A 14584-nucleotide genomic window follows, 5' to 3' on the forward strand; every position below is an offset into this window, starting at 1 on the left:
GCGACGGGTCTACACACCGATGGACATCACGTTTCTTCTGAACGGAGAGACTGCCCATATCACCGGCGCATCCCCCACCACCACCTTGCTTGACTGGCTGCGCGACAGCCGTGGCCTCACCGGCACCAAGGAAGGCTGCAACGAGGGCGATTGCGGGGCCTGCACAGTGATCGTCACCGACCGCCAGGGCGCGCGCACGCTCAATGCCTGCATCCTGTTCCTGCCGCAGCTTCACGGCAAGGCGGTGCGCACGGTTGAAGGGGTCAGCGGACCGGATGGTCAGATGCACCCGGTGCAACAGGCGATGGTGGATCACCACGGCTCACAATGCGGCTTTTGCACACCGGGCTTCATCGCGTCCATGGCCTGCGCGCATCTGAACGGTGAGACTGGCTTTGACGACGCGCTGGCGGGTAATCTCTGCCGCTGCACCGGATATGCCCCGATCATCCGCGCGGCCGAAGCGGCGTCAAAAGACCCGGTGCCCGACTGGATGCATGACCAAGCGCCAGAGGTCACCGCCACCGATCCCGCCCTGCCCCGAAACGCCGATGAACTGGCCCAATGGTATCTCGCCCATCCCGAAGGCGTGCTGGTGGGCGGGGCCACCGATGTTGGGCTGTGGGTCAACAAGGCCCTGCGCGACCTGCCGCATGTGGCCTTCCTTGCAGGCTGCACAGACCTGCAACAGATCGACGAAACCGACACCCATCTGCGCATCGGGGCTGCCGTCACGATGGATCGCGTGCATGAGGTCACGGCCTCCCGCCACCCCTCCTATGCCGAGATGATCCGCCGCTATGGCTCGCTTCAGGTCCGCAATGCGGCCACCATCGGGGGCAACATCGCCAACGGCTCCCCCATCGGGGACAACCCGCCCGCGCTGATCGCTCTGGGGGCAACGCTTCATCTGCGCAAAGGCGATGCGCGGCGCGAGATGGCGCTGGAGGAGTTCTTCATCGACTACGGCAAACAGGACCGCGCGCCGGGGGAATTTGTCGAAGCCATAAGCATCCCGAAACAGCCCGACCGTCTGCGCGTTTACAAACTGTCGAAGCGCTTCGATCAGGACATCTCTGCCGTTTGTGGCGCGTTCAACATCACCGTGGAAGATGGCACAGTCACCCAAGCCCGGATCGCCTTCGGTGGTATGGCGGGCATCCCAAAACGCGCGACCCACGTGGAACAGGCCCTGATCGGCCAGCCCTGGGCCAAAGCCACGATCCAAAGCGCCCAAATCGCGTTCGAACGCGATTTCACGCCCCTGTCCGACATGCGCGCCTCCGCCGAATACCGTCTGGAAACAGCCAAAAACATGCTGATGCGCGCCTGGCTTGAGGATCAGGGCACCCACACCTCCGTGCTGGAGGTCACGCCATGAGCGTCGCCAAACCCCTCCCCCATGACGCCGCCGCGCTCCATGTCACTGGTGCCGCGCGTTACGTAGATGATGTGCCATGCCCCACTGGCACGCTGCACCTTGCCTTCGGGCTGTCAGATACCGCCCGCGGCACGATCACCAAAATGGATCTGCACGCGGTCCGCACGGCCCCGGATGTCGTCGCGGTCCTCACCGCCGATGATCTTGAATTCGACGCCGACACCTCGCCGTCGAACCGCGACGAACCGCTCCTCTCCACAGGCGAGGTGCATTTCGCAGGCCAACCCCTCTTCCTCGTGATCGCCAAAAGCCACCTCGCCGCCCGCAAGGCCGCAACCAAGGCCAAAGTCACAATCGACGCGCAAACGCCCATCCTCACCATTGACGAGGCCCTCGCCGAAAACAGCCGGTTCGAAGACGGCCCACGGATCTATGAAAAAGGTAACGCCGAAGACGCACTGACCCAAGCCCCCAACCGCCTGCAAGGCCAGCTGACCCTCGGCGGGCAAGAGCATTTCTATCTCGAAGGCCAAGCCGCCATGGCATGGCCGCAGGAAAGCGGCGATATGCACGTCTTCTCCTCCACCCAGCACCCGACGGAAATCCAGCACAAGGTCGCCCACGCCATCGGCAAACCGATGCACGCCGTGCGCGTCGAAACCCGGCGCATGGGCGGAGGGTTCGGCGGCAAGGAAAGCCAAGGCAACGCACTGGCCATCGCCTGCGCGGTCGCGGCGCGGGCAACCGGCAAGCCCTGCAAGATGCTGTACGACCGCGATGATGACATGGTCATCACCGGCAAACGCCACGATTTCCGCATTGATTACGACGTGGGCTTCGACGACCAAGGCCGCATCCACGCGGTGTCCTTCAAACAATACACCCGCTGCGGCTGGTCGATGGACCTCTCGCTCCCCGTCGCGGACCGCGCGATGCTGCATGCCGACAATGCCTATGACATCGGCCATATGCGCATCGAAAGCCACCGGCTCAAAACCAACATATGCTCCGCCACAGCCTTCCGGGGCTTTGGCGGGCCGCAAGGCATGGTGGGCATTGAACGGGTGATGGATCACGTCGCCCACGCTTTGGGCAAAGACCCGGCGGAGGTGCGGCAGACAAACTACTACCCCTCCGCCAAGTCCGTCGCCGCAGGAAAAATCCCCGGCACCACGCCATATGGCATGGAGGTCACCGATTTCGAACTGCACGAAATGACGGACGCCCTGCTGGCCAAGGCCAACTACGCCCAGCGCCGCGCCGCCATCGCGGACTGGAACGCCCAAAACCCCGTCTTGAAAAAAGGCATCGCCTTCAGCCCGGTGAAATTCGGCATCTCTTTCACGCTCACCCATCTCAACCAGGCCGGAGCGCTTGTGCATGTCTACCAGGACGGCTCCGTCCACCTGAACCACGGCGGCACGGAAATGGGCCAGGGCCTCTTCCAAAAGGTCGCCCAAGTCGCCGCCAGCCGCTTTGGCATCCCCCTCGACATGGTGAAAATCACCGCCACCGACACGGGCAAAGTGCCCAATACCTCCGCGACGGCGGCCTCCTCCGGCTCGGACCTGAACGGCATGGCGGTCAAAGCCGCTTGCGACACGATCCGCGACCGCATGGCCGATCATCTGGCCATGCAGCACCAGACCACGCCCGACAAGGTGATCTTCAAGGACGGTCAGGTGCAGATCGGAGACCACGTGATCAGCTTCGCCGACGCCGCCCAATCCGCCTGGATGGCGCGCGTGTCGCTCTCCGCCACAGGATTCTACAAGACCCCGAAACTCAAATGGGACCGCATCCGCGGCACGGGCCGCCCGTTTTTCTATTTCGCCTATGGCGCCGCGATCACCGAGGTGGTCATCGACACGCTCACCGGCGAAAACCGCATCCTGCGCACCGATATCATCCATGACGCAGGCGCGTCGCTGAACCCCGCCATCGACATCGGCCAGGTCGAAGGGGCTTACGTTCAAGGCGCAGGCTGGCTGACCACAGAAGAACTGGTCTGGGACGACGCAGGCCGCCTGCGCACACATGCGCCGTCGACCTACAAGATCCCCGCCTGTTCCGACCGGCCCGATATCTTCAATGTCGAGCTTTGGGACATCGAGAACCGCGAAGACACGATCTACCGCTCCAAAGCCGTGGGCGAGCCGCCCTTCATGCTGGGCATCTCCGCCTGGCTGGCGCTCAGCGACGCTGTGTCCTCCTGCGGCCCCGCCTATCCCGCGCTGAACGCCCCCGCCACTGCCGAAGAGATCTGGCGCGCGGCCCGCAAGGTGACGCAGGATGTTTGACCGCGCCGCCCTCTCCGACGCCCTTGAACGCCACGGCCGTGTGGTGCGCGCGGTCATCGCCGCGCACAAGGGCTCCACCCCGCGCGAAACCGGGGCCGCGATGCTGGTGCACAGCGACGGCATCATTGGCACCATCGGCGGCGGGCGTCTGGAATATGAAGTCATGGACCGCGCCGCGCGGCTTCTGGCCGATCCGCAGATCACCGGCGGGTATCGGGACGTGCTGCGCCAACCTCTCGGCCCCTCGTTGGGTCAGTGCTGCGGCGGCGCCGTCACCGTCGTGATCGAGATGTGGGACACCGCCCGCTACCGCGAAGTGTTCGACCACACCGACTTTCCCTATGCAGGGATCTATCTGCGTCAGGTCGATGGCGACAGCCCCCTGCCCGACCGTGTGCACCGCCGCCTGAAAACTGCGTCCGAGGCATCACAACCCATTGAAACTAAATTGGAAAATGGCTGGCTGATCGAACAACTCTGGCGTGACAAGCGCGCGGTCTACATCTATGGCGCGGGCCATGTGGGCCACGCCCTGGCGCTGACGCTTGCCAACCTGCCGCGCCTGCAGGTCGCCCTCGTTGACGTGCGCAAAGACCTGTTTGAAGGACTACCCGATCAAATCTGGCAATTCGACGATCAACCCCCGCATGACGTGATGGCCAAAGCCCCCGCCGATGCGTTCCACTACATCATGACACCCGATCACGACTATGATTTGGAGCTTTGTCACCGCGTGCTGCAACAGCCCTTTGCCTATGCGGGCCTCATCGGTTCCGCCACCAAATGGGCGCGCTTCCGAAAACGTCTGGCCGCTTTGGGCCACGCGCCCGACCAGATCAACCGCATCACCTGCCCCATCGGCGATCCGTCCTTGGGAAAACACCCCCATGAGATCGCAATTGGGGTGGCGCGCGCGCTGATTCTGCACGATCAAACCGCCGCGCTTTCACTGGAGAAACAGGCATGACCCAGACCCTTCTGTCGATCAACGGGCTGACCAAGGCCTATCCCGGCGTGGTGGCCAATGACGATGTCTCCTTCGATATCGGCGTGGGCGAGGTGCATGCGCTTCTGGGCGAAAACGGCGCGGGCAAATCCACGCTGGTCAAGATGATCTACGGTCTGGTCAAGCCAGACGCAGGGACAATGACCCTGCGCAGCCAACCCTTCGCGCCGCCCGAGCCGCGCTCCGCCCGCGCCGACGGCATCGCGATGGTCTTCCAGCATTTCTCCCTGTTCGAGGCGCTGAATGTCGCTGAAAACGTGGCCCTCGGCATGGAAAACCCGCCCCCCATGCGCGATCTGGCCCGCCGCATCCGCGAGGTGTCGGAAACCTATGGCCTGCCTCTGGACCCTTATCGCGTGGTCGGCGATCTCTCGGCTGGCGAACGCCAACGCGTCGAAATCATCCGCTGCCTGCTGCAGGACCCCAAACTCCTGATCATGGACGAACCCACCTCGGTCCTGACACCGCAAGAAGTTGAGATCCTCTTTGAGACCTTGCGCAAGCTGTCGGCCGAAGGCACCGCGATCCTCTATATCTCCCATAAGCTCGAAGAGATCCGCGCGCTGTGCGATGCCGCAACGATCCTGCGTCTGGGCAAGGTCGTGGGCAGTTGCATCCCCCGCGACACCACCGCCCGCGATATGGCCGAGATGATGGTGGGCAGCTCCCTCAAAACCCCTGAACCTAGCAACCGCACACTGGGCGATGTGGCTTTGGACATCACGGGGCTGTCGGTCGCCTCCCCTTCGGAATTCGGCACATCTCTCAAAAACATCCACCTGACCCTGCAACAGGGCGAAGTTCTGGGCATCGGCGGTGTCGCTGGCAACGGTCAGGACGAGCTGTTGGCGGCCCTCTCGGGCGAGATCCGCAGCGCACCCGACGCGATCAAGCTGAACGGCGCACCCATTGGCCATCTGGGCCCCAACCCGCGCCGCGCTTTGGGCCTGCTGGCCGCCCCCGAAGAACGCCTGGGCCACGCCGCCGCCCCGGATATGAGCCTGACGGAAAATGCCCTGCTGACCGGATCAGTGCGCAAGGGTCTGGCCTCAAACGGATTTCTGAAATGGGGTGCCACGCAGGAGTTTGCCGAGGCCATCATCAAGGCCTTTGATGTCCGCACACCCGGCCCGGCCAATGCCGCGCGCTCGCTGTCAGGCGGGAACCTGCAGAAATTCGTGATCGGGCGGGAGGTGCTGCAAGATCCCAAGGTGCTGGTCGTGAACCAACCCACCTGGGGCGTGGATGCCGCTGCCGCCGCCGCGATCCGGCAGGCCATTCTGGATCTGGCGGGGGGCGGTGCAGCCGTGCTTGTGATCAGCCAGGATCTCGATGAGTTGATGGAAATCTCGGGCCGGTTCGCCGCGCTGAACGAGGGGCGGCTTTCTGACATCCGGCCCACCGACACCCTGACCGTGGAAGAGATTGGCCTGATGATGGGCGGCGCCCACGGGATGGAGGTGGCTCATGTATAAGTCAGCACTCGTATTTGCGCCGATCCGCATCGGGTTTGGCCGGGCACTAGGGTATTTCTGGCCAGAAAGAAGCAGGAGGATCGCCCCATGATCCGTGTCGAGAAACGGCCCCAGCCTTCGCAATTCTGGTCTGCGGCAACGCCTGTGGTGGCGGTTCTGGCCACGATGGTGGCGGGCGGGCTCTTGTTTGCCGTTCTGGGCAAGGACCCGCTTCTGGCGATCAAGACGATCTTCTGGGATCCGCTGTTCGGGGAGTTTTCCTTCTACTATCGCCCGCAGCTTCTGATCAAAGGCGCGCCGCTGATCCTGATCGCGATCGGGCTGTCATTGGGATTTCGCGCAGGTATCTGGAATATCGGGGCCGAAGGGCAATACATCATCGGCGCGCTGGTGGGTGCGGGCATTGGGCTGGCGTTCTATCCGCTTGAGGCCTGGTACATCTTCCCCCTGATGGTGCTGGGCGGGGCCTTCGGCGGCTGGGCCTGGGGCATGATCCCGGCTGTGCTGAAGGTGCGGTTCGGGACCAACGAGATTCTTGTGTCCTTGATGCTGGTCTACGTGGCCGAGCAATTCCTCGCTTCCATGGCGCTGGGGCTGATGCGCAACCCCGATGGCATGGGCTTTCCCGGTTCGCGCAACCTGCAGCAATATGGAAGCGCCTATAACGCCGAACTGATCGCAGGATCGGGCATGCATTGGGGCGTGCTGAGCGCCTTCCTTGCCGTGATCTTTGCTTACATCCTGCTCAACCGGCACATGCTGGGCTATCACATCCGCCTGACGGGTGAGGCGCCGCGCGCCGCGCGCTTCGCCGGTGTGAACCCCGCACGCCTGATCCTCTTTTGTCTGGGCACCTCTGGCGCGCTGGCCGGTCTCGCGGGTCTGTTCGAAGTCGCAGGCCCCGCGGGGCAAGTCACCATTGATTTCAACGTCGGTTACGGCTTCACCGCGATCATCGTGGCCTTTCTGGGCCGCTTGCATCCCATCGGCATCCTGCTCGCAGGCTTCCTCATGGCGCTGACCTATATCGGCGGCGAGATCGCCCAAAGCCAACTGGGCCTGCCCGCCGCCGCGATCCAGGTGTTCCAGGGCATGCTTCTGTTCTTCCTGCTGGCCTTCGATCTGCTGACAAACTTCCGCATTCGGCTGGCACGGGGGGAGGTCGCATGAGGCTCCTCGCCCTCCTCACCGCCCTGAGCCTCGCAGCCCCCGCGCAGGCGACGCAGTGGTTTTGCCAATCGGGGCTGGAGCCTGCGCCGACCCCGCAATCGGCGCTCGCCTTTCGCCTTATGTTGAACGATACAGGCACCTTCCAGGCCGAGGGCCAACGCGCCGGGCGCGGATTTGGCTGGGACGGGCAATACACCGTCTTTGACAATCGCATCGCGCTGATCGGCGATCTTGAAGCGCAAGGCACCGCGTTCGAGGCGCGCGCCTTGTCCGAACACATGCAGGAGGATGTCCTGATCCTCTCCCTGCAAGAACACGCAGAGGCACCTCGCATGTTGCGCTGCCTGCGCCATGATCTGAGGTGACCCCATGGACCTGTCCTCCATCAACCCCGTCCTGCTGGTGGCCTCCCTCATGGTGGCAGCCACCCCGATCCTTCTGGCCGCGATCGGAGAGCTGGTTGTCGAAAAAGCCGGTGTCCTGAACCTGGGCGTCGAAGGTATGATGATCACCGGCGCCATCTGCGGCTTTGCCCTGGCGGTGGAGACCGGATCGCCCCTGGTGGGCTTTGTCAGCGCCGCTATCGGAGGCGCGCTCCTATCGCTTCTCTTTGTGATCCTCACCCAATATGCGCTGGCCAATCAGGTGGCCTCGGGCCTGGCGCTCACCCTCTTTGGGCTGGGGTTCAGTGCGCTACTGGGCCAGGATTATGTGGGCCTCAAACCACCCGCCACACCGCGCCTGGACATCCCGGTGCTGAGCGATCTGCCGGTCGTCGGCCCGATCCTCTTTTCCCACGACCCGGTGCTGTATCTGGGCATCGCGCTCACCGCCGCTGTCTGGGCGGTTCTGAAATTCACCCGTGTGGGCCTGGTCCTGCGCGCCGTCGGTGAAAACCACGATGCGGCACATGCGCTGGGCTACAAGGTCGTGCGCATCCGCGTACTGGCCATCATGTTCGGCGGCGCCTGCGCGGGGCTGGGCGGGGCCTATATCAGCCTCATCCGCGTGCCCCAATGGACCGAAGGCATGACCGCCGGTGTGGGTTGGATCGCCCTGGCGCTGGTCGTCTTTGCCAGCTGGAAGCCGTGGCGCGCCCTGCTGGGTGCCTATTTGTTCGGCGGCGTCACCGTCATGCAGCTGAATTTGCAGGCAGCAGGCGTTGCTATTCCGGTCGAGTATCTGGCAATGTCGCCCTATCTCATCACAATCGTGGTGCTTGTTATTCTTTCGGCTGATAAAAGCAGCGCGCCTGCCTCTCTTGGCCGAATTTTCCACGCCTCAAACTAGGGGCCAAAAAGCAACTTGGGGGAAACCTGAATGAAACTGAAAACTCTCCTGACCGGTGCCGCCCTGGCACTGGGTCTGGCCACAGCCGGTTTTGCGGAAGACAAAACCAAAGTGGGCTTTGTCTATGTCGGTCCCGTCGGTGACGGTGGTTGGACATTCACACATGACCAGGGCCGCAAGGCGGTCGAGGCCGAATTCGGCGACAAGGTCGAAACCGTCTTTGTCGAAAACGTCGCGGAAGGCCCCGATGCCGAACGCGTCCTGACCCAGATGGCGCTGGATGGGGCCGATCTGATCTTCACCACCTCGTTCGGATTTGGCGAAGCAACGATCAACGTGGCCAAGAAATTCCCGAATGTGAAATTCGAACATGCCACCGGTTACCAGCGTGCCGACAACGTTTCGACCTATTCGGCGCGTTTCTATGAAGGCCGCGCGGTTCAGGGCCATATCGCCGGTTCGATGACGGAATCGAACATCATCGGCTACATCGCCTCCTACCCGATCCCCGAAGTGATCCGGGGCATCAACTCGGCCTATATCCACGCCAAGAAAGCCAACCCCGATGTCGAGTTTCGCATCGTCTGGGTCTACACCTGGTTTGACCCGGCCAAGGAAGCGGATGCCGCCAAAGCCCTGATCGAACAAGGCGCGGATGTGATCCTGCAACACACCGACTCCACCGCACCCCACGCAGCGGCTCAGGAAGCAGGCGGTGTCGTGACCTTTGGTCAGGCCTCCGACATGTCGCAATACGCCCCCTTCCCGCGCGTCTCGGCCCTGCTGGACGTCTGGGCCCCCTATTACATCGAGCGCACCCGCGCCGTGATGGAGGGTACATGGGAAAGCGTCGACACATGGAACGGCATTGCCGAAGGCATGGTCGGCATCGGTGAGATCACCGACGCGGTTCCCGCCGAAGTCAAAGCCGAAGCGCTCGCCCTGAAAGAAGCGCTGCGCACCGGCGAATACCACGCCTTCACCGGCCCGATTAACAAGCAGGACGGCTCTGTCTGGCTGGCCGAAGGTGAGACCGCCAATGACGGCGATCTGGCCGGCATGCAGTTCTATGTCGAAGGCATTGTGGGCGATATCCCCAACTGATCTTTGATCAGGACTGACCTCGGAAAGGCCCCGCCCGGCGCGGGGCCTTTTTCATCATGCGCCTGCCCGGGACCGCACAAGCCCTAACCACGGAACTGTTTCAGCACGCGCGGATCAATACTGGACGCTGCAAGCATGCCGCTCCAAAGCGCGCCCTGAATGCCAGGGCTGACAATGTCCTGCCCGCTCAGATGCAACCCTTTCACGGGCGTTTTGGGCTGTAATGCCGTGCAGAACACGCGCTGAGGCGTCACGTCCAGCCCATAGAACCGGCCTTCGTGATGGCCCGTGATCGCCGCTGTCGCCAAGGGCGTCGACAATTCGCGCAGAACCACAAGATCGGCCAGATCGGGGAAGTTCTTGCGAAACAAAGCAAACATTCTCGCCTCGACCTCGGCCTTGAAGGCTGCATAGTCCGGCCCCCGCTGGCCCGAGGGCAGATCCGCCCATTTCGCAACTGTCGACCAGTCGGTCCAAACGACCATTTCTCCTGAATACTTCTTCTTCGGCCCGGGATCATGGCTGGGATCTTTCAGCGACGCGAAGGAGACAAAGAAGCCCGCCGGATCGCCCTTGGGCGCCGTGTCCCAAACCACATCCGTTTCCACGGTTGAATAAAACCAATGGTTGCTGCGCGTTGCACCGGCCTGCTTTATGTCGCCTTCAAAGCCCATGAACAGGCTGAAATGGGCAATCGAAGAGGGAAGCGCGCGGATCTCGTCTTTCCAGTCCTCGGGGCCAATCCCGTAAGGCAGCAATCTGTCCACGGTCTCTCGCGCACCTATGTTCGAGATGACAGCCGATGCGAAAATATCCTCGCCCTCGGATGTGTGCACGCCGACGACGGCATCATCCTTGATCAGCAGCCTCTCGACCTTGACGCCGGATCGCGCGGCTCCCCCGGCTTTGGTAATCGTGGGGATCAGGTGATCGGCAAAGGACTTGCCGCCGCCAACCGGATACCAGGCCCCGCTTGTCAGGTAAGATCCGCAGATCAGCGCATGCATCGCGAAACTTGCCTTATGCGGGCGGCCTCCGTGGTCGCCCCATTGCGCGGTCAAAGCGGCCGCAAGCTCGGGGTTTTGCGTGATGCTGTCGACCACCTCTTTCGTGGTGCGCGCGCAATATGCGTCAATCTCGCGGCTGTGCCACCACCGCAGAACCTGACCGGCCATTTCCGGCATCACCCGAGTTGGGGTCAGTTTGTACATGGTCTCGCGCCCTTCCCTAAGCGCGGTCATCCAGGCCTCGATCGCTTCGGCTTCATCTGGAAACCGGTCCTTCAGATCCCGTTCCTGCGCTGCAAAAGGGCGCGACAAGGCCAGCGGCGGGGCATCGCCCACATGCAGGTTGTCATACACCGACCCCATGGACGCGAATTCCATCGGCGTGTCAGTCAGCCAGTCGATCAGACCGCGCTCCCGGTCGCCGGGGGCGACACAGCCCAGATAATGGATGCCGACGTCCCACGAGAATCCATCACGCGAAAAGCTGTGCGTCAGTCCGCCAAGCGTGTCGTATTGCTCAAGCAAAAGAACCCGGTGGCCCGTTTTGGACAGTGCCGCAGCGGCCGTCATCCCGCCCATGCCAGAGCCCACTATGATGGCGTCCCAGGGACGTGCGTCTGTATCTGTCATTACCGTGCTCCTTGGTTACCGGCGCAGTCTTTGCGCAAAACTCCGATCGGGCCGCCCGTATCAAAGCCGCAGGCACGCGCCCGGTGTGGTACTGCGACGCGCTCAGCGGCGGCTATGGTGCCGACGAAAAGCGCAAGAGCCGGCAGCGTCCCCGGTCGGGTTAGGGCTGCATGTTCCTTGGCTCGCCGTTCCGTTGGTCCGACGCGGGCATGTCGGGTGCCAGACTTACCGAAAACGCCGGCACGCCTCTTTGACACGGATCAACGAACCGCCGGGCACCCCATGCACCTTTGGGCAAGGATCACGCCCTCCAGCGCATCAAAAGCCATTGCAGACGCCCCGTCACCATGGCACCCCTTGGCCATGACGCAAATGACCACAGTGAACGGAACCGCCATGGGCCCCATGGTCTTTGGCACGATGCAATTCGGCGGGCGTGCGGATGAAGCGGCCTCGCGCGCCATGTTTGACGCGGCCCGCGCTGCGGGGCTGATCCATTTCGATACCGCCCATATCTACACCGATGGCGCGTCGGAAACGCTTCTGGGCCAGTTCGCGGCGCCCGAGCGGGACGATCTCCTGATCGCCTCCAAGGTTGGCTACAAGGGCGGCGCCGGGGCGGCCAATATGCGCAGCCAGTTCGACATCTCGCGCCAAAGGCTGGGGATGGACATGATCGACCTGCTGTATCTCCACCGCTTCGATCCAGAGACCGACCTGCGCGAAACGATCGAATGTTTCGCTCAGATGAAAGAGGCCGGTCAGATCCGCTATGTCGGCCTGTCGAACTTCGCCGCGTGGCAGGTGATGAAAGCGCAGTGGATCGCCGCCGAATTCGGGCTGGTCATCGACGTGCTGCAACCGATGTACAACCTTGTCAAACGCCAGGCCGAGGTCGAAATCCTGCCGATGTGCACCGACCAGAATATCGCCATCTGCCCCTATTCGCCCCTGGGCGGCGGGCTTCTGACCGGCAAATATGCGCAAGGCGGCGTAGGACGGCTCAGCGAAGACGACAACTATGCCGCGCGCTATGGGCGGGACTGGATGCATCAGACCGCAAGCGATCTGGCCGCGCTGGCCCGGGACATGGGCACTGATCCCGCGACTCTCGCCGTGGCCTGGGTGGCCCGGCACCCCGCACGCCCGATGCCCATTATCTCGGCGCGTGATGCGGACCAACTTGCCCCGTCGCTTGCCGCGCTGGACTTCCCCATGGGCGACGCGCTTTACGACCGGATCACCGCGCTCAGCCAGACCCCGCCGCCTGCCACCGACCGGATCGAGGAACAGCAATGACCGATTTCATCGTCATCGGCGGCGGGATTGCCGGTGTCTCTGCCGGCGCGCGTCTGACGGAACTGGGCACGGTCACGCTGCTGGAAAGCGAACCGGCGCTGGGATATCACGCCTCGGGCCGCTCTGCCGCGCTTTACGAGGCCAGCTACGGTCTGCCCACAACGGTCGCGCTGAACATCGCGTCGGGCGATTATCACCGCGAGGCGAACGGAGGCTACCTGTCGCCCCGCGGCCTGATGGTGCTGGGCCGCAAGGATCAGGCCGACAGTTTCGCCCATGACCTCAAGGATCTGGGCCTTGATGCGCTCAGCTTAGACGAGGCGCGCGCGATGGTTCCCATCCTCAACCCCGACACGGTGGGGTTCGCGGGCTATCACGAGGCCGCCTGGGATCTGGATACCGACCGCATGATCCAGGATTTCGCCAAAACGATCCGCGCCCGTGGCGGCCAGGTGCTGACCGCGCACCCGGTCACCGCCATTTCCCGGAGCAATGCGGGCTGGACCGTCACCGCAGGCGGCACGGATTTCAGCGGCTCGGTGCTGGTGAATGCCGCTGGCGCCTGGGCCGACCCCGTCGCCGAACTCGCGGGCATCGCCCCCATCGGGATTACGCCCCATCGCCGGTCCATGGCCCGGCTGCCCGCACCGGGCGGGCATGACGTGTCGACATGGCCCATGCTGCTGGGTTCGGGCGAGACATGGTATGCCAAGCCCGATGCGGGCAAATGGCTGGTCTCTCCGGCGGAAGAAGACCCCACGCATGCCCATGACGCCTGGGCCGATGACATGGTCCTGGCCGAGGGCCTCGCCCGATACGAGGAAATGGTGACAGAGCCTGTCACAAGACTGGAGACCAGCTGGGCCGGCCTGCGCAGCTTCTCTCCCGACCGCGCGCTGGTTCTGGGCCCCGACCCCGACACGCCCAGCTTCATCTGGGTGGCCGGGCAAGGCGGCTACGGGTTCCAGACGGCCCCGGCGGCTTCACAACTGGTGGCGGATCTGGTGGCCGGGCGCACGCCCGTCCTTGACCCCGACACCATCGCTGCGCTCAGCCCCGACCGGCTGCGCAGATGACAGGCCGGTCGCTCCCGCCCACGGCGTCTGTCGCCCATGCGCAGGCGGGCGACAAGCTTCGTGCGCCCGCCGCCGAACGCAACGCCACGGCCATCGCCACGCTGATCGCCCGCATTGCCCCGGCTGAGGGCCTTGCGCTGGAACTGGCCAGCGGCACGGGCCAGCATGTGGTGGCCTTCGCCCAAGCGGCGCCGCAACTGACCTGGCAACCGACCGAGCTGGCCCCCGACCGCCTGAAAAGCATCGCGGCCCATATGGCAGAGGCCTCCTGCGACAACATCCTGCCCCCGCTGCGCCTGCACGCGACCCAGTCCGGCTGGGCCGCAGATCACCGTGCCGATCTGATCGTCCTGATCAACCTCACTCACCTGATCAGCGATGCCGAAACCCGCAGCCTTTTTGCAGAGGTCGCTCAAGCTCTGCGCCCCGGCGGGCAATTCCTGCTGTACGGCCCCTTCATGCGCGACGGCCAGCTGATTTCGAACGGCGACAGGACGTTCCACAACAGCCTGATCTCAAGCGATCCGATGATCGGCTACAAGAACGACGCCGATATCCGCACCTGGATGGAGGATGCCGGGCTCAGGAACGCCGAACCCGTCGAGATGCCCGCCAACAACCTCGCCATGATCGCGCGCGCAGGCTAGCTTTTGCCCGGGCGTAGCGCAGCCGGAGTTTTGGAAAACTCCGGCCCGGTTTCTTTCAAGAAACCGGGCGCGCAATCACTTTTTGCGTCATAAACCCTGTTTAAACCGCGGCGGGCGCACGCTGCGTTGACCACCATTCCGGTCACACAGGCCGTGCACGGGATGTGAACGCAAATCACACCGATTCGATTAGCGAAAT

General features: G+C 63.5%; 12 protein-coding genes. 11 read left to right on the forward strand and 1 reads right to left on the reverse strand.

Annotation, left to right across the window (positions count from 1 at the left end; translation table 11 throughout):
- Positions 1–19 precede the first annotated feature (19 nt).
- The 8 genes from xdhA (at position 20) to TR61_RS04255 (ending at position 9726) form a co-directional block, all read left to right on the forward strand.
- Positions 20–1381 (forward strand): xanthine dehydrogenase small subunit, encoded by a 1362-nt coding sequence (gene xdhA / locus TR61_RS04220; protein WP_050928319.1) that lies wholly within the window; start codon positions 20–22, stop codon positions 1379–1381.
- Positions 1378–3681, forward strand: coding sequence for a xanthine dehydrogenase molybdopterin binding subunit (gene xdhB / locus TR61_RS04225; RefSeq protein ID WP_050928320.1), 2304 nt, complete (start codon positions 1378–1380; stop codon positions 3679–3681). Before xdhA ends, xdhB begins: the two co-directional genes overlap by 4 nt.
- Positions 3674–4648, forward strand: coding sequence for a xanthine dehydrogenase accessory protein XdhC (xdhC, locus tag TR61_RS04230; RefSeq protein WP_050928321.1), 975 nt, complete (start codon positions 3674–3676; stop codon positions 4646–4648). The genes xdhB and xdhC overlap by 8 nt, the downstream gene beginning before the upstream one ends.
- On the forward strand, positions 4645–6162 hold the full coding sequence (locus TR61_RS04235) for an ABC transporter ATP-binding protein (protein ID WP_050928322.1): 1518 nt from the start codon (positions 4645–4647) through the stop codon (positions 6160–6162). Before xdhC ends, TR61_RS04235 begins: the two co-directional genes overlap by 4 nt.
- A gap of 87 nt (positions 6163–6249) precedes the next feature.
- Positions 6250–7332 carry an ABC transporter permease gene (locus TR61_RS04240; RefSeq protein ID WP_050928323.1) on the forward strand — a complete coding sequence of 361 codons (1083 nt, stop codon included), beginning with the start codon at positions 6250–6252 and terminating at the stop codon, positions 7330–7332.
- The gene (locus TR61_RS04245) at positions 7329–7697 is read left to right on the forward strand and encodes a hypothetical protein (protein ID WP_050928324.1); all 369 of its coding nucleotides are present in this window, start codon (positions 7329–7331) and stop codon (positions 7695–7697) included. Before TR61_RS04240 ends, TR61_RS04245 begins: the two co-directional genes overlap by 4 nt.
- A 4-nt stretch (positions 7698–7701) precedes the next feature.
- Positions 7702–8622, forward strand: a complete 921-nt coding sequence (locus TR61_RS04250) for an ABC transporter permease (protein ID WP_050928325.1) — start codon at positions 7702–7704, stop codon at positions 8620–8622.
- A gap of 30 nt (positions 8623–8652) precedes the next feature.
- A complete protein-coding gene (locus TR61_RS04255) occupies positions 8653–9726 on the forward strand; it encodes a BMP family ABC transporter substrate-binding protein (RefSeq protein ID WP_050928326.1) in 1074 nt (357 codons plus the stop codon).
- An 83-nt stretch (positions 9727–9809) separates the two neighbouring features.
- Here TR61_RS04255 and TR61_RS04260 read toward each other — a convergent pair whose 3' ends face one another.
- Positions 9810–11363, reverse strand: a complete 1554-nt coding sequence (locus TR61_RS04260) for a phytoene desaturase family protein (protein WP_050928327.1) — start codon at positions 11361–11363, stop codon at positions 9810–9812.
- Between the two features lie 363 nt (positions 11364–11726).
- Here TR61_RS04260 and TR61_RS04265 point away from each other — a divergent pair, with 363 nt between their 5' ends.
- The 3 genes from TR61_RS04265 to TR61_RS04275 are packed head-to-tail and all read left to right on the forward strand — an operon-like array spanning position 11727 to position 14385.
- Positions 11727–12662, forward strand: a complete 936-nt coding sequence (locus tag TR61_RS04265) for an aldo/keto reductase (RefSeq protein WP_050928351.1) — start codon at positions 11727–11729, stop codon at positions 12660–12662.
- Complete coding sequence (locus tag TR61_RS04270; RefSeq protein ID WP_050928328.1) at positions 12659–13738, forward strand: NAD(P)/FAD-dependent oxidoreductase; 1080 nt, start codon at positions 12659–12661, stop codon at positions 13736–13738. Before TR61_RS04265 ends, TR61_RS04270 begins: the two co-directional genes overlap by 4 nt.
- Positions 13735–14385 carry a DUF938 domain-containing protein gene (locus tag TR61_RS04275; protein ID WP_050928329.1) on the forward strand — a complete coding sequence of 217 codons (651 nt, stop codon included), beginning with the start codon at positions 13735–13737 and terminating at the stop codon, positions 14383–14385. Before TR61_RS04270 ends, TR61_RS04275 begins: the two co-directional genes overlap by 4 nt.
- Positions 14386–14584 lie beyond the last annotated feature (199 nt).

Origin of the sequence: Aestuariivita boseongensis (genome assembly GCF_001262635.1) — a bacterium.
GTDB classification, from domain to species: domain Bacteria; phylum Pseudomonadota; class Alphaproteobacteria; order Rhodobacterales; family Rhodobacteraceae; genus Aestuariivita; species Aestuariivita boseongensis.

Coding starts and splice junctions, on each gene's coding strand:
- TR61_RS04255 (WP_050928326.1), top strand. CDS start 8,653: ATGAAACTGAAAACTCTCCTGACCGGTGCCGCCCTGGCACTGGGTCTG.
- TR61_RS04250 (WP_050928325.1), top strand. CDS start 7,702: ATGGACCTGTCCTCCATCAACCCCGTCCTGCTGGTGGCCTCCCTCATG.
- TR61_RS04275 (WP_050928329.1), top strand. CDS start 13,735: ATGACAGGCCGGTCGCTCCCGCCCACGGCGTCTGTCGCCCATGCGCAG.
- TR61_RS04245 (WP_050928324.1), top strand. CDS start 7,329: ATGAGGCTCCTCGCCCTCCTCACCGCCCTGAGCCTCGCAGCCCCCGCG.
- xdhA (WP_050928319.1), top strand. CDS start 20: ATGGACATCACGTTTCTTCTGAACGGAGAGACTGCCCATATCACCGGC.
- TR61_RS04260 (WP_050928327.1), bottom strand. CDS start 11,363: ATGACAGATACAGACGCACGTCCCTGGGACGCCATCATAGTGGGCTCT.
- TR61_RS04240 (WP_050928323.1), top strand. CDS start 6,250: ATGATCCGTGTCGAGAAACGGCCCCAGCCTTCGCAATTCTGGTCTGCG.
- TR61_RS04235 (WP_050928322.1), top strand. CDS start 4,645: ATGACCCAGACCCTTCTGTCGATCAACGGGCTGACCAAGGCCTATCCC.
- xdhB (WP_050928320.1), top strand. CDS start 1,378: ATGAGCGTCGCCAAACCCCTCCCCCATGACGCCGCCGCGCTCCATGTC.
- TR61_RS04265 (WP_050928351.1), top strand. CDS start 11,727: ATGACGCAAATGACCACAGTGAACGGAACCGCCATGGGCCCCATGGTC.
- TR61_RS04270 (WP_050928328.1), top strand. CDS start 12,659: ATGACCGATTTCATCGTCATCGGCGGCGGGATTGCCGGTGTCTCTGCC.
- xdhC (WP_050928321.1), top strand. CDS start 3,674: ATGTTTGACCGCGCCGCCCTCTCCGACGCCCTTGAACGCCACGGCCGT.